Annotated in this window: 21 protein-coding genes and 1 pseudogene; 16 read left to right on the top strand and 6 right to left on the bottom strand. The window is 44.3% G+C overall.

The genetic code is table 11. From position 1 onward, the window contains the following. The first annotated feature begins 133 nt into the window (after positions 1-133). The 3 genes from ATB78_RS04530 (at position 134) to ATB78_RS04520 (ending at position 4,096) form a co-directional block, all read left to right on the top strand. On the top strand, positions 134-1,849 hold the full coding sequence (locus tag ATB78_RS04530) for an AAA family ATPase (protein ID WP_061007910.1): 1,716 nt from the start codon (positions 134-136) through the stop codon (positions 1,847-1,849). Continuing rightward, positions 1,849-2,970, top strand: coding sequence for a hypothetical protein (locus ATB78_RS04525; RefSeq protein WP_061007909.1), 1,122 nt, complete (start codon positions 1,849-1,851; stop codon positions 2,968-2,970). Before ATB78_RS04530 ends, ATB78_RS04525 begins: the two co-directional genes overlap by 1 nt. 145 nt (positions 2,971-3,115) lie before the next feature. Further along, entirely contained in the window at positions 3,116-4,096 is a 981-nt protein-coding gene (locus ATB78_RS04520; protein WP_061007908.1) for a hypothetical protein, read from the top strand. Positions 4,097-4,191: 95 nt separating this feature from the next. On the opposite strand, the gene ATB78_RS29305 is transcribed toward ATB78_RS04520, so the two are convergent. From ATB78_RS29305 to ATB78_RS04505, 4 genes and pseudogenes are all read right to left on the bottom strand, one after another. After that, on the bottom strand, positions 4,192-4,347 hold the full coding sequence (locus ATB78_RS29305; RefSeq protein ID WP_155647749.1) for a hypothetical protein: 156 nt from the start codon (positions 4,345-4,347) through the stop codon (positions 4,192-4,194). An 832-nt stretch (positions 4,348-5,179) separates the two neighbouring features. Then, entirely contained in the window at positions 5,180-5,620 is a 441-nt protein-coding gene (locus tag ATB78_RS04515) for a hypothetical protein (RefSeq protein ID WP_050908305.1), read from the bottom strand. A 140-nt stretch (positions 5,621-5,760) separates the two neighbouring features. Next, positions 5,761-8,209 (bottom strand): annotated as a pseudogene (locus ATB78_RS04510) (EAL domain-containing protein). A 196-nt stretch (positions 8,210-8,405) separates the two neighbouring features. Then, entirely contained in the window at positions 8,406-9,314 is a 909-nt protein-coding gene (locus tag ATB78_RS04505; RefSeq protein ID WP_061007907.1) for a DMT family transporter, read from the bottom strand. 169 nt (positions 9,315-9,483) lie between these two features. On the opposite strand from ATB78_RS04505, the gene rmuC reads away from it, so the two are divergent. From rmuC to tatC, 7 genes are all read left to right on the top strand, one after another. Then, positions 9,484-11,016, top strand: a complete 1,533-nt coding sequence (rmuC, locus tag ATB78_RS04500; protein WP_061007906.1) for a DNA recombination protein RmuC — start codon at positions 9,484-9,486, stop codon at positions 11,014-11,016. A 78-nt stretch (positions 11,017-11,094) separates the two neighbouring features. Next, positions 11,095-11,874: a bifunctional demethylmenaquinone methyltransferase/2-methoxy-6-polyprenyl-1,4-benzoquinol methylase UbiE gene (ubiE, locus tag ATB78_RS04495; RefSeq protein ID WP_005434558.1), complete on the top strand. Its 780-nt coding sequence runs from the start codon at positions 11,095-11,097 to the stop codon at positions 11,872-11,874. Positions 11,875-11,885: 11 nt separating this feature from the next. Then, the gene (locus ATB78_RS04490) at positions 11,886-12,521 is read left to right on the top strand and encodes an SCP2 domain-containing protein (RefSeq protein WP_061007905.1); all 636 of its coding nucleotides are present in this window, start codon (positions 11,886-11,888) and stop codon (positions 12,519-12,521) included. Continuing rightward, a complete protein-coding gene (ubiB, locus tag ATB78_RS04485; RefSeq protein ID WP_038890193.1) occupies positions 12,518-14,152 on the top strand; it encodes a ubiquinone biosynthesis regulatory protein kinase UbiB in 1,635 nt (544 codons plus the stop codon). The genes ATB78_RS04490 and ubiB overlap by 4 nt, the downstream gene beginning before the upstream one ends. A 48-nt stretch (positions 14,153-14,200) precedes the next feature. Beyond that, positions 14,201-14,449, top strand: coding sequence for a Sec-independent protein translocase subunit TatA (gene tatA, locus ATB78_RS04480; protein ID WP_005429959.1), 249 nt, complete (start codon positions 14,201-14,203; stop codon positions 14,447-14,449). A 3-nt stretch (positions 14,450-14,452) separates the two neighbouring features. After that, entirely contained in the window at positions 14,453-14,851 is a 399-nt protein-coding gene (tatB, locus tag ATB78_RS04475) for a Sec-independent protein translocase protein TatB (protein ID WP_005430029.1), read from the top strand. Positions 14,852-14,919: 68 nt separating this feature from the next. Further along, entirely contained in the window at positions 14,920-15,669 is a 750-nt protein-coding gene (tatC, locus tag ATB78_RS04470; protein ID WP_005429982.1) for a twin-arginine translocase subunit TatC, read from the top strand. Between the two features lie 1,044 nt (positions 15,670-16,713). On the opposite strand, the gene ATB78_RS04465 is transcribed toward tatC, so the two are convergent. Continuing rightward, a complete protein-coding gene (locus tag ATB78_RS04465) occupies positions 16,714-17,478 on the bottom strand; it encodes a TatD family hydrolase (RefSeq protein ID WP_061007904.1) in 765 nt (254 codons plus the stop codon). 186 nt (positions 17,479-17,664) lie between these two features. Between ATB78_RS04465 and hemB the strand changes: the two genes are divergently transcribed. The 3 genes from hemB to polA all read left to right on the top strand — a co-directional run bounded on the left by hemB (position 17,665) and on the right by polA (position 22,699). Then, positions 17,665-18,726 carry a porphobilinogen synthase gene (hemB, locus tag ATB78_RS04460; RefSeq protein ID WP_009707990.1) on the top strand — a complete coding sequence of 354 codons (1,062 nt, stop codon included), beginning with the start codon at positions 17,665-17,667 and terminating at the stop codon, positions 18,724-18,726. A gap of 125 nt (positions 18,727-18,851) precedes the next feature. After that, complete coding sequence (locus ATB78_RS04455; protein WP_061007903.1) at positions 18,852-19,286, top strand: GNAT family N-acetyltransferase; 435 nt, start codon at positions 18,852-18,854, stop codon at positions 19,284-19,286. 620 nt (positions 19,287-19,906) lie between these two features. Beyond that, positions 19,907-22,699 (top strand): DNA polymerase I, encoded by a 2,793-nt coding sequence (polA, locus tag ATB78_RS04445; RefSeq protein WP_061007902.1) that lies wholly within the window; start codon positions 19,907-19,909, stop codon positions 22,697-22,699. A gap of 757 nt (positions 22,700-23,456) precedes the next feature. Here polA and yihA read toward each other — a convergent pair. Continuing rightward, complete coding sequence (gene yihA, locus ATB78_RS04440) at positions 23,457-24,116, bottom strand: ribosome biogenesis GTP-binding protein YihA/YsxC (RefSeq protein ID WP_061007901.1); 660 nt, start codon at positions 24,114-24,116, stop codon at positions 23,457-23,459. A gap of 159 nt (positions 24,117-24,275) precedes the next feature. Between yihA and ATB78_RS04435 the strand changes: the two genes are divergently transcribed. The 3 genes from ATB78_RS04435 (at position 24,276) to yihI (ending at position 26,867) form a co-directional block, all read left to right on the top strand. After that, positions 24,276-24,893 (top strand): c-type cytochrome, encoded by a 618-nt coding sequence (locus ATB78_RS04435; RefSeq protein WP_005430024.1) that lies wholly within the window; start codon positions 24,276-24,278, stop codon positions 24,891-24,893. Between the two features lie 793 nt (positions 24,894-25,686). Then, complete coding sequence (locus tag ATB78_RS04430; protein WP_038894009.1) at positions 25,687-26,325, top strand: class I SAM-dependent methyltransferase; 639 nt, start codon at positions 25,687-25,689, stop codon at positions 26,323-26,325. Further along, a complete protein-coding gene (gene yihI / locus ATB78_RS04425) occupies positions 26,325-26,867 on the top strand; it encodes a Der GTPase-activating protein YihI (RefSeq protein ID WP_038893765.1) in 543 nt (180 codons plus the stop codon). The genes ATB78_RS04430 and yihI overlap by 1 nt, the downstream gene beginning before the upstream one ends. Position 26,868 lies beyond the last annotated feature (1 nt).

Genomic DNA, 26,868 nt, shown 5'->3' with positions numbered 1-26,868 from the left:
TCGTCCAGACTCCTTATACCCATTAACAAACGTGCAATGAGGCGATTTTGAGACGGCTCAGGCTCCATATTATATAAGAAGCACTTTCCTTCCTTTCTGAGGAAAGATTGAGAAAGTGCTTAGGATAATACTTGTGAAGTTACTCTCGTTAAATCTGAACGGCCAGTACAAAGGCCTTAAAGATCAAAGTTTTGATTTCTCCCTGACTCAGGGGAATATAGTTGCGTTCATTGGTTTAAATGGCTCTGGTAAGTCCCAGTTACTTGAGTTAGTGGCGGAAATATTTGGCTACTTAGAGCGTGATTTACGCAAAGATTTTAAGTGTCGCAATTGGTTCCCATCACTAGCTATCGAAATTTGTTATACAAACCAACCCTATGACGCTGAAGGTCAAGTTAACCGTTATTCTGTCAACATCAATGAGCACGGTACTGTAACTGTCTATCGCGATGACATCTTGATTGATGTGGATAGTGACGAAAACTCAGGGATAGAAGAACAGATTTTACCAAGCCAAATTATTGGTTATTCATCAGGTTTAAACGAAAATTTGCAGCGTGCTTTCATGAAGAATACGGTGCAATACTTAGACGTAATGAATGTTAAGCGGGCTTGGGAGCGACGACTCTCTTCGATTAATCAATCTCGAGATGAAAAAGGGAAGTATCTAACCGAAGAGGATATCGATTTAATTGGTCGTCAATCTTCAGAGGCATATGATTACTATCAAACTCGATACCCTGCTATATTTCCCCTTTTACCGCAAGGCTCAACCATAGCAGATATTACCGATATTGGTCTGAGGGCTACCCCCCTCCCACGTCTTAAATATTTTGACCAAGATACAACAGCCTTAATGTTGGCAAGCATGGGGATGTTGCCTGAAGAAGTGCAGTTAGATATTTGGAAAGGCAAACAGCGCTTCAACAAAATTCATTCCGTTAAGTTTCGTTATGATCTGCGCAAGTTCACTCACGATGCAGGTGCACTGTTGGACATCGCTAAATTGATTGAATGTTTAGCGGATTTGTCATCTTGTAATTTTCAGCCGTTGCCAATGGTGAGTAAAACCTCAGAAGAGTTCTTTGACCAGTTCGAGTTGGACTACTTGGCGGGCGAACTCACGATTGATTTTAGCGATCATCGTGTGCGAGATGTTTTGGAAAGCAGCTTTTTTACTTCACAAGTGTTGTTTGAAAAGCTGTATCGCTTACATCTACTGGCAGCAGATTTTTGGAAGGGTGAAACCAAACGAGAGCTTAGACAAGATAATTTCGACCGTTCAGCAAAAAGGCCACAAAAGTGGAAATCGCCCATTCATGCTCTATCTCTAAAGTTGACGGATGGTCACCAGTGTATTGAATTTGATGACTTATCCGATGGTGAAGCTCAGCTGATTCAGATTTTATCTATGGCTTATATCTACAAAGACAGTAGAGCACTGTTTTTACTTGATGAGCCAGAAACCCACCTCAATCCATCCTGGCGCACGTACTTCCACTCTTTTGTAGAAGGTGTTGTAGGCGAAGATAATGAGAAAGGTCAGCTATTCATATCAACCCACTCACCCTTCATGGTCTCTTCACTGAAGAGAAGCAATGTCTATCAATTTCATCGAGCTGAAAATGGTTCGATAGATATGAACATGGCTAGAAATGAGACCTACGGTGCTTCATTTGATGTGTTGATTAAAGACTTGTTTGAGCTTCGCTCACTCATTTCTCAGAGTGTGATAGATGAGATCCGAGAGCAGCTAAAACATGGTGATAGGCACGCCGCAGAATGGATAGAAGAAAACTTAGGGTTATCCGCTGAAAAAGCCTATTTGATTAGGAAATTAAGCCAGTAATGTTATTTCGTTTGTCACCCAATACACCTAAATTCGATGTGTTCAGGCAGCTGAATGCTGAATTGTTTCACTTCCTTGAACATTCATTAAATAGGAATGACTTTGACCGAACTCTGTTCTCTGGTGGTGATATTGGTCAATCCTGCTGGGATAACGCGAGGGCGAACAATGTTAGAGCAACAAACGACTTAACTAGGGATAAGTTTGAAAAGCTATTTATCGCCTTAAACAATTCAGGAGAAGCGGTTAAACAACAACTGGTCGAAGCAGTACGTGACCATCAAAACATGCGTGACTTCTTCTTAAACCCGAACAGAGACCTTCTGATTTTTCTTCCAAAACCTTGCTTTAATGAATTGAGAAATGTGGCAACTCACCTTTACTGTGCAACGAAAGATTTGGGGCCAGTAATTACAGCATGTGGTGGCAATGATATTACGGCCCACTTCAATGTGTTTCGCGCACATGATGTGAATGGAAATATCTGTAAGGCTTGTGGGATGGAGAAGCTTGCTGCTTTCAGGGCTGGAGTAGCAGATGGCGACCAGTGGCGTGCGGATTATGACCATCAGCTTTGCAAGTCCAAATACCCGATTTTTGCTGTTCATCCAGATAACCTGATCCCTTTATGCGATGTTTGCAACCAAGATGCCAAAAAAGCAAAGGATTTATTTAGAGATTCAAATAATGCTGAGCGACTTGCCTTCTATCCATTCGAGGAAGAGGCAAAGGGATTGATACAAGTTCAATTTGAAAACTTGCGAGATCCTGAGCCTACTATCAAAGTCAGGTGGGCAACAGGTGATCATGAACAACTAAACAAACTTGAAACGTGGGACGAGGTTTATGAAATACGAAATCGAGTGGAAGGTCAGTTTCGTTCGCTTGAAGCAATCATTGAAGATGAAATTAATCCAATGGATCAAACGCATCTTGAAATGAGAATACGAGATGAAGCACGCCCCAAGTCGATTGATACGCTAAAAAGAAAAGAGTGGGCGTTTTGGTATCAGAAGCTATTTTCGGCGCTTGAACAAGTAGATATGAGCCCCTTTGTTGCTAAATGGGACTTTGTGCAGCAGCAAGCAGTCGAAGGCGGAGAGTACATTCTGAACCATTAAGCTCTATCTGTTTGTTATTTTGGTCAACACTTAAGTGTTGTAACAGTAAGTACTACGGGTTTACCCGTGGGTATCTATCTTTATATTGATTTTAAAATAGATATGTTTTTGTATTTTATATAGAGTACGGATTAATAGTAAATCGATGCTTGCGTTGAAGTACTTAAGTGATGAGTCAGTCCATAGTTGGATTCTCCGAAACTTAATAGTATCTGGCAGTTTAAGTTTTTCTTCTGTTATTGGGAAAAATGGACAATGGATTGCGGAACCGCAATTTACTCGTCAATGTCATATTGAACTAGATGAATTCGATGATGTTGACCTATTGATTTTTTTAAGAAAATCTGGAGTCGCAATTAAAACTGCGGGAGAGTTTGATAATCCAATAGATCATTTATCATGTGTTGACCGGATTTTCAAACACCATACTTATGGTAATGGTGTAAAAGGAAGTCTTTTTATTCGCTACTGCCCTCTTTGTATTAAAATATCTATTGAAGAGTTTGGGTTCGCATATTTTAAGTCGGCATGGCTTTATAGTGTAAGATGTAATCATCATAATATAAATCTTATACAGATTAAGGCAGTAACATATAATGAGGCTTTAGATAGCTTAAAATCCATAATGTCAGCTCGTCCTCTCGAAATAAACAGAATTGAAAGTCCTACACAATATATGAGCCTTAAAAAGAGTTACAATAAGGAAGGCTCTTTTCATATAATGCCTTGCCTATTAGATGATTTTTATTGGTGGGCTTCGATGATTAGAAAAGATGACTATTTGGAATTTAGTCATACTATTTTCTATAAAAACAATGGAGTCAGGAAAGAACTATCAAATGAAAGAATTGAATATTTCTTTGAAAAATTTAGAGAAGATCTTTCAAGCCAGTTTTTTGATTTTTTATTAGATAGGGTAGAAATAAAAAACTTTCGGTTTGGCATAAGTCAACCTTACTCTTTATCAGAAAGAATATTGAAGAGTGAGCGGCATAATTGTTCAAAATGTATGTTTTTATCTGAAGATTGTATTTTAGATTCTATTATTCAAACCTTTTATTTAGGTGAGAGTAAAATATCTTCAAGTAAAGTTAATAACATATGCGAAAAATTATTTTTTAGGTAAAGTTTAAAAATATAATATATTTTAGTTAGTTTATTTAGAAAAATAATGAGAACTATTCAGAGTTTGATGTTGACTAAAATAATAAAGCAAAGGTTCTAATTCAGATTCATTCTCTTGACTATTATTTGGGATCTTGTTGTGAGAGAGGTTTTGTTCTTCTTTTTGAGCAATTTTGCTTTGCTAAGTCTACGCTTCTCGATAACCTCTTCAACATTGATTTTTGGAGCATCTGCAAGTTCGAACTTTTTCATAATAGGTATCCTTACACTTCATCTATTTACGGCAGTATAATGATTAGTTACTGATTAGAGATGACTTTCTTCTCGAGAGCTCTTTTTGATAATATCGAGTTTCTAGAAGTGATTACTATTAAGGATCGGTGATTTGAGCTACTAGTACAACAAGCTTTTGTGCTAGCTGAAGTTTGTTGAGTATACCCGAGACCACTGAAGGTGATTGATTTTCGGTAGAGTCAGTATCATGCCACGGACCATGAACGTTACACTACCCCCCAACATAAACGATAGTTTGAAAAAGTGCACGACAATTGACCGTTGTAAGTTGCCTTAGTGACTACGTTCTTACTGAAAAACTTTGGCCTCAAAATTGTGGGGGCTAAAGTAAACTTTCCCTCTAAACGTGTTTGAGCAGTCAATAACTTCCATTAGGAAAGTCTGCGGTTATTTTGGCTAAAATCAGGGTGCGCTTATTCGCGAGACAAGTTGCTTCCTAACTGTCCAACAATCTGTTGGGCAAACTCTAGTACTCAATTGTGCAAGAGGCTATTGCACAATTGCGGAACAAGTCATTTCGTAAACTAGCCTTGTCCCATCCCATGCTGCCGACACTCAGCTAAATGTATTTTTAGCAGTAGAAAGCATTGGTCATCGCAATTTTTCATATGCCTCACTGTGGGCGCCAAATTGGAGAAAGCCTAAGAAAGGAGATGCTTTCAGGTAGAGTTGTTACTATGGGCCAACTTTATTGTCTAAAAATATTCTTACGGGCAATCTTTATTGTTGCTGCACATAAGCAAAATTTTCTGCAGGCTGAGCGTTGTCTCAGCTCAGCCTATCCTTCACTTCAAAACACCATATAGTCTCGTGGGCATGTTGCTTTGGTCGGGAACTCTTTTTCTGAGTTATGCAGCTGCACATCGATGTGTGATATCAACGCCCGGCTATTTTCTATCTCATATTCAATATTGAACGTGATGGGCTCATCGTTCGAGTTTTTGCCATTCACGCTAAGGCAGCCATAGTCGTTGAAATGCACCTCATAGACACTGCTTGTTGACCTCATCAAGTGTTTGAACAGTAACTGCTCTTTTGTTGTTGGAGAGCTTACCTCGATACCTGTGAGTGCCTCCTTCGAGAAATACTGCCAATAAGTCTCTGAGATATTTTCCTCTGATGCGTTTGCCAAATAGTTAGCATAGGTTGCGAGTAATGAGGGCGGTGTTGGTTGGGCGTGCACAATGGTAAAGCCCATGATACTGAGCAAGAGTAATATTGAGTTCTTCATTTTTTGCTTCTTCCCCTTCGCAATTCAACAAGCCTGTGCAGTTTGGGCTTGGATGTCGAATTAATCAGAAGAAGTTTCGAGAAAGCCCAGATAAAACATGCTGATGTTTTATCCGAGCAGATTACTTTTGAGAGCGATCTCTAACGAAACAACTTCTCGGCACGAACTGGGGCACTAAAGCGGAAGCCTTGTCCGTAGATACAGCCACGCTCGAATAAGTATTGGGCTTGCTCGTCGGTTTCGATGCCTTCTGCGACCACTTTCAATGACAGGGTTTGTCCCATCGCGATGATGGCATTCACGATCGCATTGCTGTCGGTGTTGCTTGGAACATCGCTTACGAAAGAGCGGTCGATCTTCAATTTGTTGATTGGCAAACCTTTGAGGTAAGACAGTGACGAGTAACCAGTACCAAAGTCATCAAGAGAGATCTCAATGCCAAGCTCGCGCAGCAAGTTGAGTGATGCGATGGCTTGTTGTGGGTCGATCAGTAGGAAGCTTTCGGTGATTTCTAGCTCTAGACGGTGCGCCGGGAATCCGGTCTCTTTGAGAATCACCCCAAGTTTGCTGATGAAGTCTGATTGTTGTAGCTGAAGAGCCGATACGTTCACCGCGAGCTTGCCAAATTCAATGCCGTTATCCAGCCATGCGCGACCTTGCAAGCAAGCTTGTTCCAAGACCCATTTACCAATGCTTTGAATCAGGCCCGTTTTCTCTGCAATCGGGATAAAATCTGCCGGAGAAATCATTCCAAGATCAGGATGTTGCCAGCGTAGCAGGGCTTCTACGCCCACCAGTTCGTTAGCGCTTAAGTTGTATTGCGGTTGGTAAGCTAAATGAAGTTGGTTCTTCTCAATCGCCTCATGCAGAGCAGACTGCATACGCACGTGAGACACGGATTTATCGGTCAAATCCGGTGAGTAGAACGCATAGCCGTTACGACCGTTTTTCTTCGCTAAATACATGGCGGTATCGGCATTCTTGAGCAAGGTTTCGCTGTCTTGTCCGTCTTGAGGATAACGTGCCACGCCTACGCTGGTGGAGATACGTAAAGATTCGCTCTTACTGACTTCAAAAGGACGGTTGAACAGGCAGAGTATGTCCTCAATAGTGTCGATCAGCTGCGAATCCGACTCGATATTCGGCAATATAATCACAAACTCATCGCCACCAATACGTGCTACATGAGCGCGTAAGTGCAACACATCTTGCAGACGTTCAGCGAGCTTAGTCAGGAGCTGGTCGCCACAGAAGTGCCCCATGCTGTCGTTGATGTGCTTGAAGTGGTCGATATCGAGGAAGAGAGTAGCAAAGGCGTGTTGATGCTTCTGACCATTCTCAATGTGCTGTTCTAGCAAGCTGATCAAATGAGTACGGTTAGGAAGGTTGGTCAATGGATCGTAAAACGCCATGCGTTGTAGCTTTTCTTCGTGCGCTTTACGTACCGAGATGTCTTCAAAAACACAGATATAGTTGGATCAGATGGTTCTTATCGTCCATCACCGCACTGATGGTGGCGAGCTGTGGGTAAATGCTGCCATCTTTTTTGCGGTTGATGAATTCGCCTTTCCACTGACCTTTGCTTTCTAGCTGACGCCACAACTGTTGATAAAATTCGCGGTCGTGATGCCCAGAACGCAAGATATTCGGATTCTTACCGAGCACTTCCTCTGCTGCGTAACCGGTGATGTGGGTGAAGGCACTGTTCACATCGAGAATGTTGGCTTTGCGGTCGGTGATTACCATCCCTTCGTGGGAGTTATCGAAGATTTTCGACGCCAATGACAACTGAGTCTCCACCATTTTTCGGCGAGTAACGTTGCGTGTCATACCCAAAATACCAATCAGCTCTCCGGTTTGATTGCGGATTGGTGACTTGATGGTCTCCAACCAGGTTGGGTTGTTGTTGTCATCAATGAGAGTGCACTCTTCGACCGTGTTTTGGCTGCCCGTAGCGATCACCAACTGGTCGGTATCAATGAACTTCTTCGCTCGACGGCTGTTGAACAACTCGAAATCATTCTTGCCGACGATTTCACTGCCGGTCATTTGCCAAGAGTCTTCAACGCTTCGGTTGGTCATCGCGTAGCGACCATCGGTGCTTTTTATCCACGTGTGGTCTTCTAAGCAATCAATGAATTCTTGCAGGGATGGCAGTAAGTCTGGCAATTGAACATCGTGACGCTGCTGCTCATTATGGTAAGTTTGAGCAACATCAAAGCCGACACGTCCAGCCAATGCGCTTAACCATCCAGAAATGACAGTATCTTGCTCGACTGGATGAACCAATGCAAAGGCAGCAAACAGCTCACCGCTTGGGAGCCATATCGGGCAGTAACTCAAGGTTTGGTTTTGAAAGGGTGTTTGTTCAACAACAAGCTGAGGATAGATAAAGTGCTCAGTGGCAGGTTCGAGAATCGCGACGATTTCACGATGATGTTGCGGCGATGTCGCCACCTCACTCAAGCGCCATTGGCGAGTGTAGCTGAAAGTATAAAGCTGACCGTGCGCCTGTGTGGCATCACAGCATTGTTGCAGAGCCTGTTTCCAGTCTGTCATCAATGCAGGGGAGATAGCGAAGCGAAACATAATTAATAAAGCATCCTGAAACGCCCTTGGAATAGTATGGTGAACATCTGACTCAGCGTTCATATCGGGCTTTGGCTATATCGTATCCAAAGCCCGAACAAATCCAAGCAAGGAAAACTTCATTAATCGAGTAAACTGTTAGCTAGCTCTCTTTTTTATAAATCGTGTCTCATTTTTGCAATAGTTTCGGACGTCATCATTGAGCGGTATTCGTCTGTTTTTGCTTTTTGCCGAACTTCACTTGTTGAATCACCAAGCCGCTGATGATCAGCACTAACCCAATCAAAGTGGATGGGTGAATCTCTTCGCCAATGATGGTGGCAAGCAGCATGAGCGAGATGAATGGTGAAGCGAAAATCAGGTTGCTGATGCGTGCGGTGTTCTCGGTGAGTTTGAGTGCCGTTAGCCACAACACGAAAGTTACGCCCATCTCAAACAGGCCAACGTAAGTCACTGCTGCCCAACCTTTCGCGGTGATTTGGCTCCAGTCTGCGCCTTCATAAACGCTTAAGCCAATCGCAAACGGAATCGCAACCAGAAATCCTAATAATACGCCTACTACAGGATCGGCTTTGTTTTTGGTGTTGAGAATCCAGTAGCTTGCCCAAAGTAATGTTGAAAGGAGCGCTAATCCCACCCCAAGCGGACTTTCGAATTCCATTCCTAACACGTTACCTTTGGTGGCAATTACGATGACACCCAAGTAACTAAAGCCGCAAGCAATCCAGTCTTTATTGCGGATCTTCTGCCCCAAGAAAACCGCCGCCATCAAGGTGAGCGTGATCGCCCAACTGTAGTTGATCGCCTGCGCTTGGGAGGCTGGCAATAAGTCGTATGCTTTAAACAAGATGAGGTAGTACGCCAGTGGGTTAATCAATCCGAGCAGTAAGTAGTACCAAGGATTGGCAAGAAACGTTGAACTGAGCTGATTCAACTTGCCTTGCACGCCACATACCACGATGAGCGCAATAGCCGAGACAATACTCGCCATGGTCAGCATCTGAATCGGTGAGAATTCCGCCAAAGTCAATTTAAATGCGGTCGCTACTGTTGACCAAAGTAATACCGCTGATAGCCCAAATCCTAGGGCGCGACGCTCGTTCATGATGCCTCTGTTTGATGATGTACCGCTCATCGCTGTTGGTTTGAGCAGGTGTGAGTATGTTGTACGGAGCGCCTAGTGTATGCGAGGATTTTTCATCCAACAAACTGGACATTTATCCAGTATGTAAATACCATTATTAAAGATAAAAAACACAGGCTAACTCGCTATTATGCAATGGATTCTTGAGCATCAATCTCTCATTCTGTCTTCTCTTTTTACCGCGACCATCAGCGGTGTTGCAGTGGGTTGGTGGGTTAAACAACGCTTTGCCACGCAAACTCAATTGCTCGAACAACAGCTCTCCTCTGAAAAACAGCTTCATCAACAACAACTTGAACAAGTGAAGCAAAGCCTCGCTGAAGCACAGCAAGAATTGGATGAGCTTGATGACGAGCGCGATAAAGCGGCATTCGAGGTGCGCCAAACTCACGGTAAATTGATGGCGGCGATGGAAAAACTGCGCTATTTCGAAGCAGTGAAACAGGAGCGTCAGCAGTATTTTGATGAGCTAGGGCAGATGCGAGAGCACAAATCGCGCCTTGAAACACAACTTGGTGAGCAGCAAGCGCGCCACGAGCAAATTAACCAAGCTAATGCAGAAAAGCTGCAAATTCTTGAGCAAGCAGAAGTGCGTTTGAAGCAGCAATTTGAACACTTAGCGAATCAGTTGTTTGAAGAGAAAACCGCCAAAGTCGATATGCAAAACCGTCAGAGCTTGGAAGGTTTGCTGTCTCCACTAAAAGAGCAGCTGGAAGGGTTCAAAAAACAAGTTAACGACAGTTTTAGCCAAGAAGCCAAAGAGCGTCACACCTTGGTGCATGAGTTGAAGAACCTGCAACGCTTGAACGAACATATGACCCGAGAAGCGGTCAATCTGACTCAAGCTCTGAAAGGTGACAACAAGCAGCAAGGCAACTGGGGTGAAGTGGTTCTGGCTCGTGTATTGGCAGAATCTGGTTTGCGTGAAGGGCACGAGTACCAAACTCAGGTGAGCTTGCAAAACGAAGCAGGAAAACGCTATCAGCCGGATGTGATAGTTCACTTACCGCAAAACAAACAAGTGGTGGTCGATTCGAAAATGGCGCTGGTGGCGTACGAGCGCTACTTCAACGCAGAGAACGACATTCAACGAGAGCGGGCGCTGAGTGATCACCTAGCCGCGCTGCGCGCGCACATCAAAGGCTTGAGCCTTAAGGATTACCACCAGTTAAAAGGCATCCAGAGTTTAGATTATGTGTTGATGTTTATTCCGGTGGAGCCTGCATTCCAAGTCGCAATTCAAGCTGCCCCGAGCTTGGTTAAAGATGCGATGGAACAAAACATTATTTTGGTCAGCCCTACCACTTTGCTGGTGGCGCTACGTACGATAGATAACTTGTGGCGCAACGAACGCCAAAACGAAAACGCCCAATTGATCGCGGAGCGAGCGGCGAAGCTGTACGACAAATTGCGTTTGTTCATTGACGATATGGAAGGACTGGGCGGTGCATTAGACAAAGCCAACCAAACGTACCAAGGGGCGATGAATAAGCTAGCGACAGGACGTGGCAACGTGATCCGTCAAGCGGAAAGCTTCAAGCAACTAGGAGTGGAAGTAAAACGTCCAATCTCGCCAGATCTTGCTCAGTTGGCGCAGACAGAGTCATTTTCGGAAAATGCTTCTTTAGTAGAAAGACATCCGGCTGAGGATAAAGTAAACTAATCGCCCGCAGTACAGTGGGCGACCCTATTTGTTATCAACCGCCCCGAAGTGAGAAAGTGCTGCCCAAGAGGAATCAGAATGACGGACACAAGTGTGCAATCAAATACAGCGTTAGATAACGACACTACCCACTTTGGTTTTACCACAGTGGCAAAAGACGAAAAAGTGACCAAAGTTGCCGAAGTTTTCCACTCAGTGGCAGCAAAATACGACATCATGAATGACTTGATGTCCGGCGGCGTTCATCGCCTTTGGAAGCGTTTTACTATTGATTGCAGTGGCGCTCGTCCGGGACAACGTGTTCTTGACCTAGGTGGTGGTACTGGCGATTTAACGGCGAAGTTTTCGCGCATTGTTGGCGACCAAGGTCACGTGATCTTAGCGGACATCAACAACTCAATGCTAAATGTGGGGCGTGACAAACTACGCGACAACGGCATTGTTGGTAACGTACATTACGTTCAAGCGAACGCAGAAGAACTGCCATTCCCAGATGATTACTTCGACGTGATCACTATCAGCTTCTGTCTACGTAACGTCACTGATAAAGACAAAGCGCTGCGCTCTATGTTCCGCGTATTGAAGCCAGGTGGTCGTCTGTTGGTGCTTGAGTTCTCAAAACCAATCCTAGACCCCCTATCCAAAGTGTACGACGCGTACTCATTCCACCTATTGCCAAAAATGGGTGAACTAGTGGCGAATGACGCAGACAGCTACCGTTACCTAGCCGAATCTATCCGCATGCACCCAGACCAAGACACGCTGGAAGGCATGATGAAAGAAGCGGGCTTCGAAAACACCAAATACTACAATCTAACGGGTGGTATTGTGGCGCTGCACCGCGGCTACAAATTCTAAGGATAAGCGGTATGCCATTTGAACCTCTTATCACTGCCGTTATTGAAACGACATTAAATACGCTGATTAAAGACGATCCTGAATTGGGTCGTCGTTTGTCACGTCTTAAAGGTCAGGTGATTCAAATTCATCTGAAAGAAATCAATAAGACACTGACGTTCATCTTCAGCCAGCAAATCGATGTTTTGGGCAACTACGAAGGTCAGCCAGATTGTTATCTGTCGTTGAATCTAAGTGTACTGCCTGAGCTGCGCGATCAAGCCAACATCACTCGCCTTATCAAGCAAGATAAGCTTGAGCTTGAAGGTGATATCCAATTGGCGCAGAAGTTCTCTCAATTGATGGTGGATTGCAAACCCGACATCGAAGAGTGGTTATCTCGCGTGACAGGCGATGTTGTGGCGCATACTTTTGTGCAAGGCACCAAAAACGTCGGCGGCTTCTTTGCTTCTCAAGCAGAAAAACATCAACGCCATCTTGCTCAAGTAGTAACAGAAGAGTGGAAACTGGCGCCAGCACCGCTGGAAATCGCCCACTTCTGTGACCAAGTGGATGACGTTCGCAGCCAAGCTTCTAGCGTTGAAGCGCGCCTAAACGCACTACTAAACAAATTCGACTCGGATAAGTCTGCGCTGGAGAACTCATGACGCCAGCAGAAATAAAGCGCTTATACCAAATCATTAAAGTTCAGCTGGAATACGGCTTGGATGAGTTGTTACCTGATCATCAACTGACCAAAGCGCCGCTTTTGATGCGCAAAAGCCTATTCTGGATTAAGAACAAGCACCCAGAGAAACCGCTGGGTGAGCGCCTTCGTCTCGCTCTGCAAGAACTTGGTCCGGTTTGGATTAAGTTCGGTCAGATGATGTCGACTCGCCGTGACCTTTTCCCTCCGCATATCGCTGATCCTCTTGCTCTTTTGCAAGACCAAGTTGCGCCATTTGATGGGCAGTTAGCGAAAGAACAAATGGAACTCGCTCTGGGCGGTCCATTAGAAAACTGGTTTACTGAATTTGATATCAAACCGTTAGCGTCTGCGTCGATTGCTCAGGTGCATACGGCTCGATTAAAAGACACTAACCAAGAAGTGGTATTAAAGGTCATCCGTCCAGATATTCGTCCGGTCATTGATTCAGATCTAAAACTGATGCACCGAATGGCGCGTATAGTCGCCGGAGCGATGCCTGAAGCACGTCGTTTGAAACCAGTTGAAGTGGTTCGTGAGTACGAAAAAACCTTACTTGATGAACTCGATTTGCGTCGTGAAGCGGCGAACGCGATTCAACTGCGTCGCAACTTCGAAGGCAGCGAAGAGCTTTACGTACCAGAAGTTTTTCCTGACTTTAGTAATGAAACTGTCATGGTTTCTGAGCGAATATATGGCATCCAAGTCTCTGATATTGAAGGCTTGGAAGCGAATGGCACCAATATGAAATTGCTCGCGGAACGCGGTGTGAGTGTGTTCTTCACTCAGGTGTTCCGAGACAGCTTTTTCCATGCCGACATGCACCCGGGCAACGTGTTCGTTAAACCGGAGCATCCAGAGAATCCGATGTGGATTGGGCTGGATTGCGGGATCGTTGGTACACTTAATAGTGAAGACAAACGCTATCTGGCGGAAAACTTCCTCGCTTTCTTCAATCGTGACTACCGCCGCGTAGCGGAATTGCACGTTGATTCGGGCTGGGTACCTGCTGATACCAATGTCGATGAATTTGAATTTGCGATTCGCATTGTGTGTGAGCCAATCTTTGCCAAGCCACTGTGTGAGATCTCTTTCGGTCACGTATTGTTGAACCTATTCAACACAGCGCGTCGATTCAATATGGAAGTGCAGCCGCAGCTTGTATTGCTACAAAAAACGCTGTTGTACGTCGAAGGTCTGGGCCGCCAGTTATACCCGCAACTTGATTTGTGGGAGACCGCGAAGCCTTTCCTTGAAGAATGGATGATGAACCAAGTTGGTCCGCAAGCTTTAGTGAATGCCATTAAAGACCGCGCGCCGTTTTGGGCAGAAAAGTTACCGGAACTGCCGGAGCTGCTTTACGATAGCCTGAGACAAGGTAAAGCCATGAATCAACGCATGGATCAGCTTTATCAAGGTTACCGTCACAGCAAGCGTCAGCAGGCGACAGGAAAGTTTTTATTTGGCGTTGGAGCCACTTTAGTCGTATGCTCGGCAATATTGGTGGATAACGCTTATGAGCAGCTATCGATCGCTAGCGGTATCGCAGGGGTCACATTTTGGCTGCTTAGTTGGCGAGCTTATCGTCGATAGACGTTAAACTCTTGAAATAATTTTGTTTAAAGACCCGAGGTAAAAAGAATGGGTGGTATCAGTGTTTGGCAACTTCTAATCATTGCTGTAATTGTTGTATTGCTATTCGGAACTAAGAAACTACGCGGTATCGGTGGCGATCTGGGTGGTGCCGTTAAGGGCTTCAAAAAAGCAATGAGCGAAGATGAGCCTGCGAAGAAAGACGACAAAGACGCAGACTTCGAGCCAAAAAGTCTAGAAGAGCAGCAAAAGAAAGAAGCAGCTCCTGAATCGAAAAAAGACAAAGAGCAGGCGTAAAACGTGTTTGATATCGGTTTTTGGGAACTGGTATTAATATCTGTTGTTGGTCTGGTTGTTCTTGGTCCCGAGCGTTTGCCACATGCCATCCGCAGTGTCTCTCGTTTTGTCGGTGCAGCGAAGAGTATGGCAAACAGCGTCAAAGACGAGTTGTCACACGAGCTGAAAGTTCAAGAACTGCAAGAAAACTTGCGCAAAGCTGAGCAAATGGGGATGGATGATCTGTCTCCTGAGCTGAAATCTTCGGTCGAAGAATTGAAGAAAGCGGCGCAATCTGTAAACCGCCCTTACGCGGAGCCAACCAAATCAGAAGCGGAGCCTAAACAAGAGGCACCTGCGACTGAAACCGTTGAGAAAGCGGAAGAGATTAAGGTTACAGCGGCAGATAAGAAAGCCGAATAGTCTCATTAGGAGGAGCTACTAGTGATTGGTAGCTCCTTTTTGATCAGGTTTTAAAAAAGAGGTTTGCCATGTCTACCGTCGAGCAGACACAACCTTTAATTAGTCATTTATTAGAACTTCGCAACCGACTGCTTAAAGCCATTGCTGCAGTATTGGTGGTGTTTGTTGGACTAATTTACTTCTCTAACCACATCTATGAGTTTGTCTCAGCGCCTTTGGTAGAGCGTCTACCTGAAGGTGCCACGATGATTGCAACAGATGTGGCTTCACCGTTTTTCACGCCTTTGAAGCTAACCTTGATTGCTTCGGTGTTTATTGCGGTGCCGTTTATCTTGTACCAAGTGTGGGCATTTGTTGCACCGGGCTTATACAAGCATGAACGTCGATTGATCATGCCATTGCTGTTTTCTAGCTCACTGTTGTTCTACTGCGGTGTGGCGTTTGCTTACTTCGTGGTATTCCCACTGGTGTTTGGCTTCTTTACCGCCATCTCTCTTGGTGGGGTGGAATTCGCAACCGACATCTCGAGTTACCTCGACTTTGTACTGGCGCTGTTTATGGCGTTTGGTATTGCGTTTGAAGTACCTGTGGCGATCATCTTGCTATGTTGGACTGGCGCGACCACACCACAAGATCTGAAAGAGAAGCGCCCATACATCATCGTGTGTGCGTTTATTGTCGGTATGCTACTCACGCCGCCGGATATGATCTCGCAAACTCTACTGGCAATCCCGATGTGTTTGCTGTTTGAGGTGGGGTTGTTCTTCGCGCGTTTCTACACACGTAAAGACGACGAACAAGAAGAAGTGGAAGAGTAATTCCAAACATCAATATTGAAAAAGCGGCGTACAGCCGCTTTTTTGTTTAACTTCAATCATCACCTGATTCGTCTGATGTGCCCGCATCGAGAACAGACATACACTTCTTTAATTCCCAGTAGTTTCTCCCACCAATGACGCTGCCGGCGTTGCAAGTAAATTCCATGGTTACACACAAGTGTCCCTACTTTTGTTGTTTATTTGGTATGACCTTAAGTAATGCTGCTCTCTATGTTAAATGCTCTCTCGATATGAAATTCAACAGCTTATAGGTCAAATTAATACGGCAAAATTGAGAGGAATAAAATTCTGATTAAGCGTAGGAAGAGAATGTTGAAATTTCGGAGTGAGGTTTAAATCGAGGGAAAGTGAAGCAATTTCAACTGTGTAACGACTTGTGACTTGTTGAGTTAACGATGAGGGGAAAGGCGACCCATAAAGAGTCGCCTTATTGCGGTTGGATTGGACTGAGCCAATTATCTCAGCTTAAGGACGTGGCCGCATTTCGAGCAGACATACACTTCCTTAATGCCTAAGATTTTTTCAAAAAAAGTTCGTTGCCGACGTTGTAAATAGATTCCGTGTTCACACATTTTATGACTTCCATATTCATTTTTATGAGTATGCGTCAACAAGTATAGGCAGAGATTTTGTCTTGTTTTTGAGATTGAAAAACTTGTTAAACGTTCATCTTAACGTATGCGATGTTTATAAAAATTTTGTGTAAATGTTTTGTTTGTCAGTAACTTGAGTTGCAAATTTGAACTGCCATCTCATTATGGTTTCACTTTAATGATATGTCCGCATTTAGTGCAAATGTAGATCTCTTTAATGCCTATCAGTCTTTGCAGTAGCGTGCGCTTTTGACGTTTTAGGTAAATACCATGCTGGCAAGTATTCATAGGTTGCCCACTGTGTTGAATGTGTGGGCAATATTTTAGGAAGGGCAAGTGTTACATCTCAATAGCACATTATTTATACTTTCAAATATAATGCCATGAAATATAAGAAGTTGTTTGATTGTAACTTATATAAGTGCGGGTATTAGCTTAGGTTAAACAATGCCTCAGCGTTTTTGGTTGTAATCGCATCAATTGCTTCAACGCTCTCTCCGCGTAATTCCGCTACTCGCGCTGCCACCAGAGAAGTGTAAGCCGGCTCGTTGCGTTTACCACGATGCGGTACCGGTGCAAGGTAAGGACAGTCTGTTTCTAGGATCACCCAATTCATGTCCAGATGCGGGATAACCTTATCCATACCGCCATTTTTAAACGTAGAGACACCACCCAGACCTAAGTGGAACCCAAGCTCATTGATCGCTTGCGCTTCTTCTACGCTGCCACCAAAACAGTGGAATACACCACGCAAGCTGCCGTCTTGTTCTTGACTAAGTAAGGTCAGCGTTTCTTCAATCGAATCACGAGTATGGATTACGACAGGTAAATCCATCTCTTTTGCCCAGTTTAACTGAGTCACAAACGCCATCTCTTGTTCTGCGCGGAAGGTTTTATCCCAGTACAGATCGATACCGATTTCACCCACTGCAATGAAGTTGTGCTTTTCAAACCAGCCACGAATGATTGCTAGTGTTTGCTCGACATTGCCATCTACGTAACATGGATGCAAACCCATCATAGAACGACAAATCTCAGGATAAGCCGCCTCGGTTTTTAGCATCGGCTCAATAGATTCAAGATCGATGTTCGGCAGCAGAATTTTATCAATGCCTTGTTCTAAAGCGCGCTTCACCACCTCGTCGCGGTCGTTATCAAATTCGCTAGCGTAAATATGAGCGTGAGTATCGATCATGGTTGGTCTCTATGGGTTATCGGTGCATGGAATTAGTGAGAAGTATACTTGAGTGTGAGTGCTGGGTCATTTTCGGTTTTTTTCATGCCGTTTTTCCATATTGCTGCTCGCAAGGTGCATCAAGAGTGATATGATTTTGCCACCAGATGATTTGATCATCGTAACCTTCCAGACAAGGAGAAAGTGGTGTCTGTATCAATTCAAGGTCCATTCCCTGCACGCCGTATGCGTCGTATGCGTAAGCACGATTTTAGTCGTCGTCTGATGGCTGAAAACCAAGTTTCAGTAAACGATTTGATTTACCCAATGTTCATTCTGATGGGTAAAGATCGTCGTGAAAGTGTTGAATCGATGCCGGGTGTAGAACGTTTGTCGATTGATTTAATGCTAGAAGAAGCACAATACCTAGCAAACCTAGGCGTACCAGCAATCGCGCTTTTCCCTGTCGTAAACCAAGACGCTAAAAGCTTATGTGCTGCTGAAGCTTACAACCCTGAAGGTTTGGTTCAGCGCGCAGTACGTGCATTAAAAGAGCACGTGCCTCAAATCGGTGTGATCACAGATGTGGCACTCGACCCGTTCACGACTCACGGCCAAGACGGCATCATTGATGAAGATGGTTACGTGATGAATGATGAGACAACTGAAGTACTTGTAAAACAAGCGCTGTCTCATGCAGAAGCGGGTGCAGATGTGGTTGCACCATCAGACATGATGGATGGTCGTATTGGTAAAATCCGTGAAGCACTAGAAGAAGCGGGTCACATCCATACTCAAATCATGGCTTACTCTGCGAAGTACGCATCAAACTACTACGGTCCATTCCGTGACGCAGTTGGTTCATCAGCGAACCTTAAAGGTGGCAACAAGAAAAACTACCAAATGGACCCTGCGAACACGGATGAAGCGCTGCATGAAGTGGCTCTCGACATCAATGAAGGCGCGGATATGGTCATGGTTAAGCCAGGCATGCCTTACCTTGATGTGGTTCGCCGCGTGAAGACTGAGCTTCAAGTTCCAACGTTCGCTTACCAAGTTTCTGGTGAGTACGCGATGCATAAAGCAGCCATCATGAATGGCTGGCTGAAAGAGCGTGAGACCGTGATGGAATCTCTGCTTTGCTTCAAACGTGCCGGTGCGGATGGCATCCTGACTTACTTCGCGAAAGATGTAGCAGAGTGGTTAGCGGAAGAAAACGCACAAACTGCAGAGCACCTAGTAAAGACTCAAGAAGCGACAGACGAGTAATTATCGCTCAATGAGAAAAACCAGACCGACAATTGTTGTCGGTCTGAATATACCCAAGTAACCTCAAGACGGAATACACACGGCTTGAAGTTACTTGGGTATATTTATTTCTGGAGAGTAAGACAATGACAATGCTGATTCGTGAAGGCACGCTGGAAGAAGCGATCCAAGTGGTGGCTCGTGTTACTGAGTTTGCACGTGGTGAGACGATTGAATCCATGGCGGAGCGCCTTGGAGAGAAAAAGAGCCTAATCTTAGTGGCTGAGAAAGCTGGGGCGATCCTTGGTTTTAAAATTGGCTACGAATTAGATGATTACACCTTCTACAGCTGGTTTGGTGGCGTGGCCCCAGAAGCGCGTAATGAAGGTGTGGCACAGATGTTGTTGGAAGCACAAGAAGATTGGGTCGCTGAGCAAGGCTACAAAACGTTAAAAGTGAAATCTCGTAACCAATTTCCAGCTATGCTTCGCTTGTTGCTAAGAAATGAATACATCATTGAAAAGTTTGAAGAAAAACCGAACCTACGTGAATCTCGTGTGCACTTCATTAAGGCACTATAAAAAATAAATGAGATTTTTTCTCATTTAGGTGTTGACTGTTAAATGAGAATCATTATTATTAAGTCTGTCTTAGGGAATGAGGATAGTTCACAAGGACGTTGAATTGCTAATTAACTGCGGTTTATTAACTGAGTGTTGAGAAGGTAATGAAACATTTTCCCCAGAACTTGCACGAATTCTTTTTGACACGACATTGCTCACATTGCTTCCAGTGTAATTTATAGCTTCTTGGTAAAGCTGCCATACAAATGGAAATAGCTTCACCACTTCTGCTAGGCGACCCAATTGGGTCGCTTTTTTCTTTTCTGAGATTTCTAATTGACGCCTCTCTTGGCAACTTTTCCACATGTCATGATCATTTCAGGATCGTTGATCTTCTCACCTGTTGGTATTTATTTTCTTTAATAACAGTATCTTATGTTTGTTGTTTGAAGGTTTTATTTCCGTTGGATAACCAGTGGATAATTTCTATAAACAGAGTTATCCACAAGAAGGTGCAAATTTCGTGAATAACATCGGAAAATTTCCGCGACCTCGATCGAGCGAACAAGATAGATTCGGATCAGCAGTCATGGCATTCTAAGCAGATCTATTAAGTACTGATTTGGATACAGACAATTATGGCAAGTATTCCTGAAAATCCGTTGATTCTGATCGACGGCTCTTCTTACCTATATCGCGCTTTTCACGCTTACCCAGGCACGATGAGTAACGGTGAAATTCCAACTAACGCAGTTTACGGTGTAGTGAACATGTTACGCAGCATGATGCGTCAGTTTGCTTCTGATCGTATCGCAGTAGTTTTCGATGCGAAGGGTAAAACCTTCCGTGACGATATGTACCCGGAATACAAAGCGAATCGTCCACCAATGCCGGACGATCTTCGTTGCCAGATTGAACCTCTGCATAACGTTATTCGTGCGATGGGTCTGCCATTGATCTGTATTCCAGGCGTAGAAGCCGATGACGTAATTGGCACTCTGGCTTATCAAGCATCGCAACAAGGCATGCCTGTTTTGATCAGTACTGGCGATAAAGATATGGCGCAGTTGGTGGATGACAACGTTACGTTGATCAACACCATGACGAACGTCGTGATGGATCGCGAAGGCGTGGTTGAGAAGTTTGGTATCCCACCAGAATTGATCATCGACTACCTCGCGTTGATGGGCGATAAAGTCGATAACATTCCTGGCGTTCCGGGTGTGGGTGATAAAACAGCAACTGCTTTGCTACAAGGTATTGGCGGTCTGACAAAGCTGTATGAAAACCTCGACGATATTGCAGCGCTTGGCTTTCGTGGTTCAAAAACCATGGCGAAGAAGTTAGTGGATAACAAAGACAACGCAATGCTGTCTTACGAGCTAGCGACCATCAAGCTGGATGTGGAGCTGGAAGAGACGCCAGAATCATTGCTAAAAGCAGAACCAAGCACAGATGAACTGATCAAACTGTACGGTCAGTTGACGTTTAAGTCTTGGTTGAATGAGCTATTAGAAGGTGGCACAGGTGTAGTGGAAGCGGATGAATCAACCGGCGCAGCGCGTGGAGGTTCTGCTTCATCTAAAGCAGATATGGACACCTCAGCAGTAAAAATCGACCGTAGCCAGTACGAAACCATACTAGATGAAGTTTCATTTAATGCTTGGTTAGACAAACTAAAAGCGTCTGAATTATTTGCGTTTGATACTGAAACAGACAGCCTAGACTACATGGTGGCAAACTTGGTTGGTTTGTCATTTGCAACTGATGAAGGTATTGCAGCTTATGTACCTGTGGCTCACGACTACCTAGATGCGCCTCAGCAGTTGGATCGTGATTGGGTACTTGAACAGCTTAAGCCGATTCTTGAAGATGATGCTCAGGCGAAAGTCGGTCAAAACCTAAAATACGATGCGTCTGTGCTGGCTCGCTACGGTATCGAGATGAAAGGCATCAAGCATGACACCATGCTGGCTTCTTACGTCTACAACAGTGTAGGTGGCAAACATGATATGGACAGCTTGGCACTGCGCTTCCTACAGTACAGCTGCATTTCATTCGAGCAAATCGCAGGTAAAGGTAAAAACCAACTGACCTTCAACCAAATCGATCTGGATGAAGCTTCACCATATGCTGCAGAAGATGCGGACGTGACACTTCGTCTACATAACCGTTTGTTTGCCAACATCGAACAAGATGAAAAGCTAAAAACGGTATATGAAGAAATCGAAATGCCACTCGTGCCAGTGCTGTCTCGTATTGAGCGTACTGGTGTATTGATTGATGACATGAAGCTTAGCGCGCAGTCGGTAGAGATCGCGGCACGTCTGGATGAGCTTGAGCAAAAGGCGTACGAGATTGCAGAACAAGAGTTCAATATGAACTCACCGAAGCAACTGCAAGCGCTTCTGTTTGAAAAAATGGGTCTACCAGTTATCAAGAAGACGCCATCAGGCACACCTTCTACTAATGAAGAAGTGCTGCAAGAGCTGGCTCTGGATTACCCACTACCAAAACTGATTTTGGAATACCGTGGTCTGGCGAAGCTAAAATCAACGTACACCGACAAACTACCGAAGATGATCAACCCATCAACGGGTCGTGTGCATACTTCTTACCACCAAGCGGTGACTGCAACGGGTCGTCTATCTTCAACCGATCCTAACTTGCAGAACATCCCAATTCGTAATGAAGAAGGTCGTCGTATTCGTCAGGCATTCGTTGCACCTACGGGTTATAAGATTCTGGCAGTCGACTACTCTCAGATTGAACTGCGTATTATGGCGCACCTATCTGGTGACCAAGCGTTGCTTGATGCGTTCCGTGACGGCAAAGATATCCACGCGGCAACGGCAGCAGAAATCATGGGCGTTTCTATTGAGGACGTTTCAAGTGAGCAACGTCGTCGTGCGAAAGCGGTTAACTTCGGTCTAATCTACGGCATGAGTGCGTTTGGCTTGGCGAAGCAACTGGGTATTCCTCGTGGTGAAGCACAAGCGTACATGGACAAGTACTTCGAGCGCTACCCTGGCGTGATGCAGTACATGGAAGACACGCGCAGTGCGGCTTCAGAGCAAGGCTTCGTCGAGACTATCTTTGGTCGCCGTCTACACCTTCCTGAAATTCAATCTCGTAACGGCATGCGTCGTAAGGCGGCAGAACGTGCAGCGATCAACGCACCGATGCAAGGCACCGCTGCGGATATCATCAAGAAAGCGATGTTGTTAGTTGATCAGTGGATTCAAGAAGAAGGCAATGGTCGAGTGAAACTTCTGATGCAAGTACACGATGAACTGATATTTGAAGTTGAAGAGTCGTCTTTGTCCGAAATTGAAAGTAAAGTACAGAATTTGATGGAATCTGCAGCAGAACTGAAAGTGCCTCTAGTGGCGGAAGCGGGTCACGGTGACAACTGGGATCAAGCACACTAGTCATTTTTAAGCCAATTTAGCCTATTTAGTATGAGCCAGCGCACAAACGCTGGCTTTTTTGTGTCATTAAAAAAGCAAATCACATCTGAGATTTAATGTTGCTTAATAAAACCTTCATGAAAAAAAACTACAAAAGTTCTTTGCAAATCTGACCAATTGTTGTACATTATCTCTCGTAGGGTACAGAGGTAAGATGTTCTATCTTTCAGACCTTTTGTTTCACGTTATTGGATTAGGCTGATTCAGCCGCCCCAGTCAGTTTTTGACTGGGGCGTTTTTTATTGGGCGAAAGAAAATTTTTCTTTTAGATCAGTAAGTTAAAATAAACCCTCAAAAATCTTCTCTTTTGACCTCTCTAAGTCACTGCAAAATCTCGATTTTTCCTTCAAATTTATTGCGTTATTCATCCTGTAAATTTACGCCAGTCACACTATTATTTTTTCTTGAAAGAAACTAAGTTACTTCTTTTTGATGCTTTATTTAACTTAACTATCTGAATATTAAAGCTATTGAGAGATGTGGGAGTAACTATTTGTCGGTGGGCAGGAAATAAGATTGCTTTTTAACCTATTGAAATCGAATCTCAGTTCAGTAATGCTTCGCCACATAACAATAATTACCAATTTTTCTCTCCCGTTATCCCTGCCAGGAAGGTGGGGATTTTTATTGCCTGAAATTCACGGTTTTGGATGACGAATAAACAAAAGCCCCACCAAAAGGCAGGGCTGTGTCGAAAAAATTTAACAAATTTTGTTAATTATTCTTCGCCGCTCTCGTGAGCGTCTTGCTCGTCTTCTTCAAGCAAGTGCGTAAATGCTGGTGCAAACCATGTGTCGAGTTTGGCACGTAGCTGATCTACGCCTAGACCTTTTAGCGAAGAGAACACATCAACCGATACGTCACCACCAAAAGTTTCTACTTGTTTGCGGATTTTCAGTAGCGTTTGTTTGCGAGCACCGCTTTTCAGTTTGTCTGCTTTAGTCAGAAGAACTTGAACAGGGATGCGGCTGTCGATCGCCCAGAAAATCATTTGCTGGTCGAGATCTTTCATTGGGTGACGGATATCCATCAGAACCACCAAGCCTTTTAGGCACTCGCGTTTCTGTAGGTATTCACCTAATGATTTTTGCCATTTGTTCTTCATCTCAATCGGTACTTGAGCGAAGCCATATCCTGGCAAATCGACAATGTGACAACCTTCTTCCACTTTGAAAAGGTTGATCAATTGAGTGCGACCTGGGGTCTTTGATGTCTTCGCTAAGCTTTTTTGGTTAGTAAGACGGTTAAGTGCACTCGATTTACCAGCGTTTGAGCGTCCTGCAAACGCAATTTCGACACCTTCGTCCTCAGGTAAGTGACGAATATCGGGTGCGCTGGTGATGAAATGCGTGTTTTGGTAATGAATTTTTACGCTCACTGTTAACTCCATCTCGACTTTGTGTAGTCGATTGATTACTTTTTTGTGAAATTGTGTAAAATAACCGTGCTCGGCATAAGGTCGCCTATTGTACCATGAGTGTACGCGGTATGTTCACATTCCGTGGTACTGGAAGCTTGATAATTATAATGGAATGTCATGAAGAAATTAGCGCTAATTTTGAGTCTTTTAGCCAGTTGCTCAGTATGGGCCCAAGGTAATATTGAAGCTGGTAAAGCAAAATCACAAACTTGTGTCGCCTGTCACGGAGCGGACGGTAACAGTGCAATCGCAATGTACCCGAAACTTGCAGGCCAACACGCTAAGTATCTTGAGAAGCAGTTAAAAGATCTAAAACTAGGTATGACTAGTGGTGGTAAACAAGGTCGTTACGACCCTGTAATGAGTGGTATGGCAATGCCACTGAGCGATGAAGATATCGCTGATCTGTCTGCATACTACGCCTCTCTACCAATCTCAGAGAGCTCAACACCAGAAGACGTTGTTGAGAAAGGTAAAGTACTGTACACCGCTGGTGATGCAGAGCGCGGTCTAACCGCATGTATCGCATGTCACGGCCCTCGTGGTAACGGCACTGAGCTTTCAGGTTTCCCTAAAATTTCTGGTCAGCACTCTGACTACATCAAAGCTCAGCTAGAGAAGTTCCGTGATGGTAACCGTGGTAACGACATGAATGCCATGATGCGTGACATCGCGAAGAAAATGACAGACGAAGACATCGAAGTTCTGTCGAAATACGTTGGCGGTCTGCACTAAACCCCTACAAAGTTCGAGCACAGTTACACAAAAATGCCCTAGCGCTTTCGCTGGGGCATTTTTGTTAGTGACCTTACTTAATCACGGTCTTATTTTCTTAATACCTATTTATTAGTGATATCAATCACACATGGTTTTTGGGTATGAAGAGATAGTTAGCTCGGTGCTTTGTGAGACATTTGCCATACTTGGTCGATACTATTTCTCTCTTTTGTTTTTAAGTTATTGATAAAAATAGTTAATTATTTTTGACGAAAAAAATCCTATCAATAATTTCTTTCAATGACTTGTTGGTTTTTATCCAATCCGTAAAGTAGAAGCTGTTCACAAGGAGTGAATCTCAGGAATTTAGACCATGGATATAAGGTCTCCAAGGACGCAAACGAAGGACGTTTGGTAGTCGGAAAAGGGACTTAGATAGGCAAGGAGCCTATCAGATATGGATGGTCATCTAGTCTAACGGTTAAGACAGCGAAACGGATCAGGCTTCAGGAAGTAGCTCAGTAAACAGGAAGTGAAAGGATAGCCAAAACTCATCAGGACGATGAAGAACAACACTTTTTGGCAGGGAAAGCTCGAAAAACAAAAGGATTCTTGGTGCACCCGATGTGTGCAACACAGTTTCGCCACTTATCGGTGGCATTCAGAAAGCGACAGTCTCACTGTCGCTTTTTTTATATTCATTTTTGCCAATCAAAGTTTTTTAACAAAAACTGCTGAAAAAGTATCCAACAACACTCCAATCTGTGTCCACTTTCTGGTATGTTTCGCATCCCTGTTTGAGGAAGTCAGCATGCACACCTGTCCTTTATGCCAGAATCAGCGCACTCACCACTTTTTTGAAGACAAGCGACGCGAGTATCTTCAGTGTGAGCAGTGCAGTTTGGTGTTCGTCAATCCAGACCAACGTTTGGATGCGGAAACTGAAAAAGCTCACTATGATCTGCATGAGAACAATCCCGAAGATATGGGATATCGACATTTTTTGTCGCGAATTGCTGACCCAATCGCAGAGCGAATTTCACCACAATCGAACGGAATCGACTTTGGTTGTGGTCCAGGCCCAACGCTTTCATTAATGTTAGAAGAGGCGGGGCACAACATGGCGTTGTATGATCTTTACTATCACCCTGATACATCGGTGCTAGAAAGGCAGTATGACTTCATGACAGCAACAGAGGTGATCGAACACCTCTACCACCCTGATATGGTGTGGAAGCAATGGTTGAATTTAGTTAAGCCAGGTGGCTGGATAGGCCTGATGACGAAAATGGTCATCGATGTTGAAGCCTTTCAATCATGGCACTACAAGAACGATCCAACTCATGTGGTGTTCTTTAGCCGTGAAACGTTCCAGTTCCTAGCTGAGCGGGATAAGCTCGAACTCGAATTTATTGGTAATGATGTAATTTTACTGAGGAAAGCCCAGTAATGAGCCGTAGTAAAAAATCTAGAAAGCCAGGTGCCGCTGGCGCACCTGAGTTTGTTGTAACTCGTAACCGTACAGAATCTGACGTTCAAGGCCGTCTGCGCAAGCGCGCTAAAAAGCGTAAAGGCTTGAAGACCGGTAACCGTAACTCAGAAGTAAACGAACAGAAGAAGCAATCTGCTGCACAAAATCGCGATCCGCGTTTAGGTAGCAAGAAGAAGATTCCTTTGATCGTTGAGCCTGTGAAGAAGCAAACGAAGCAAGAGCGTCGTCTATCAGCTGCACAAGAGCTAGAGATGCTAGAAAACGATGCGCAATTGAACGTATTGTTGGATCGCATTGAAGCGGGTGAGAACCTAGGCACAGGTCTACAGAAATACGTAGATGAGAAGCTAGATCGTATCGAAAGACTGATGGATCAACTGGGTCTGCTTGAGCCGGAAGAAGAGGAAGACTTTACCGCTCCGGCTGCTAAAGGTACTCGTAACGACGATGATCTGCTAGCAGACTTCGACGATATCAACTTCGACGACTACAAAGGATAAG

The organism is Vibrio sp. CUB2, assembly GCF_001557945.1.
GTDB classification, from domain to species: Bacteria; Pseudomonadota; Gammaproteobacteria; order Enterobacterales; family Vibrionaceae; genus Vibrio; species Vibrio owensii.
Note: the sequence above shows the minus strand (reverse complement) of the source record. Positions and strands in the feature narration are given on the sequence as shown.

Excerpts from the sequence above, each read along its gene's own strand:
- ATB78_RS04525 (WP_061007909.1), top strand. The coding sequence starts at position 1,849 with ATGTTATTTCGTTTGTCACCCAATACACCTAAATTCGATGTGTTCAGG.
- ATB78_RS04520 (WP_061007908.1), top strand. The coding sequence starts at position 3,116 with ATGCTTGCGTTGAAGTACTTAAGTGATGAGTCAGTCCATAGTTGGATT.
- ATB78_RS29305 (WP_155647749.1), bottom strand. The coding sequence starts at position 4,347 with ATGAAAAAGTTCGAACTTGCAGATGCTCCAAAAATCAATGTTGAAGAG.
- ATB78_RS04515 (WP_050908305.1), bottom strand. The coding sequence starts at position 5,620 with ATGAAGAACTCAATATTACTCTTGCTCAGTATCATGGGCTTTACCATT.
- ATB78_RS04505 (WP_061007907.1), bottom strand. The coding sequence starts at position 9,314 with ATGAACGAGCGTCGCGCCCTAGGATTTGGGCTATCAGCGGTATTACTT.
- rmuC (WP_061007906.1), top strand. The coding sequence starts at position 9,484 with ATGCAATGGATTCTTGAGCATCAATCTCTCATTCTGTCTTCTCTTTTT.
- ubiE (WP_005434558.1), top strand. The coding sequence starts at position 11,095 with ATGACGGACACAAGTGTGCAATCAAATACAGCGTTAGATAACGACACT.
- ATB78_RS04490 (WP_061007905.1), top strand. The coding sequence starts at position 11,886 with ATGCCATTTGAACCTCTTATCACTGCCGTTATTGAAACGACATTAAAT.
- ubiB (WP_038890193.1), top strand. The coding sequence starts at position 12,518 with ATGACGCCAGCAGAAATAAAGCGCTTATACCAAATCATTAAAGTTCAG.
- tatA (WP_005429959.1), top strand. The coding sequence starts at position 14,201 with ATGGGTGGTATCAGTGTTTGGCAACTTCTAATCATTGCTGTAATTGTT.
- tatC (WP_005429982.1), top strand. The coding sequence starts at position 14,920 with ATGTCTACCGTCGAGCAGACACAACCTTTAATTAGTCATTTATTAGAA.
- ATB78_RS04465 (WP_061007904.1), bottom strand. The coding sequence starts at position 17,478 with ATGATCGATACTCACGCTCATATTTACGCTAGCGAATTTGATAACGAC.
- ATB78_RS04455 (WP_061007903.1), top strand. The coding sequence starts at position 18,852 with ATGACAATGCTGATTCGTGAAGGCACGCTGGAAGAAGCGATCCAAGTG.
- polA (WP_061007902.1), top strand. The coding sequence starts at position 19,907 with ATGGCAAGTATTCCTGAAAATCCGTTGATTCTGATCGACGGCTCTTCT.
- ATB78_RS04435 (WP_005430024.1), top strand. The coding sequence starts at position 24,276 with ATGAAGAAATTAGCGCTAATTTTGAGTCTTTTAGCCAGTTGCTCAGTA.
- ATB78_RS04430 (WP_038894009.1), top strand. The coding sequence starts at position 25,687 with ATGCACACCTGTCCTTTATGCCAGAATCAGCGCACTCACCACTTTTTT.
- yihI (WP_038893765.1), top strand. The coding sequence starts at position 26,325 with ATGAGCCGTAGTAAAAAATCTAGAAAGCCAGGTGCCGCTGGCGCACCT.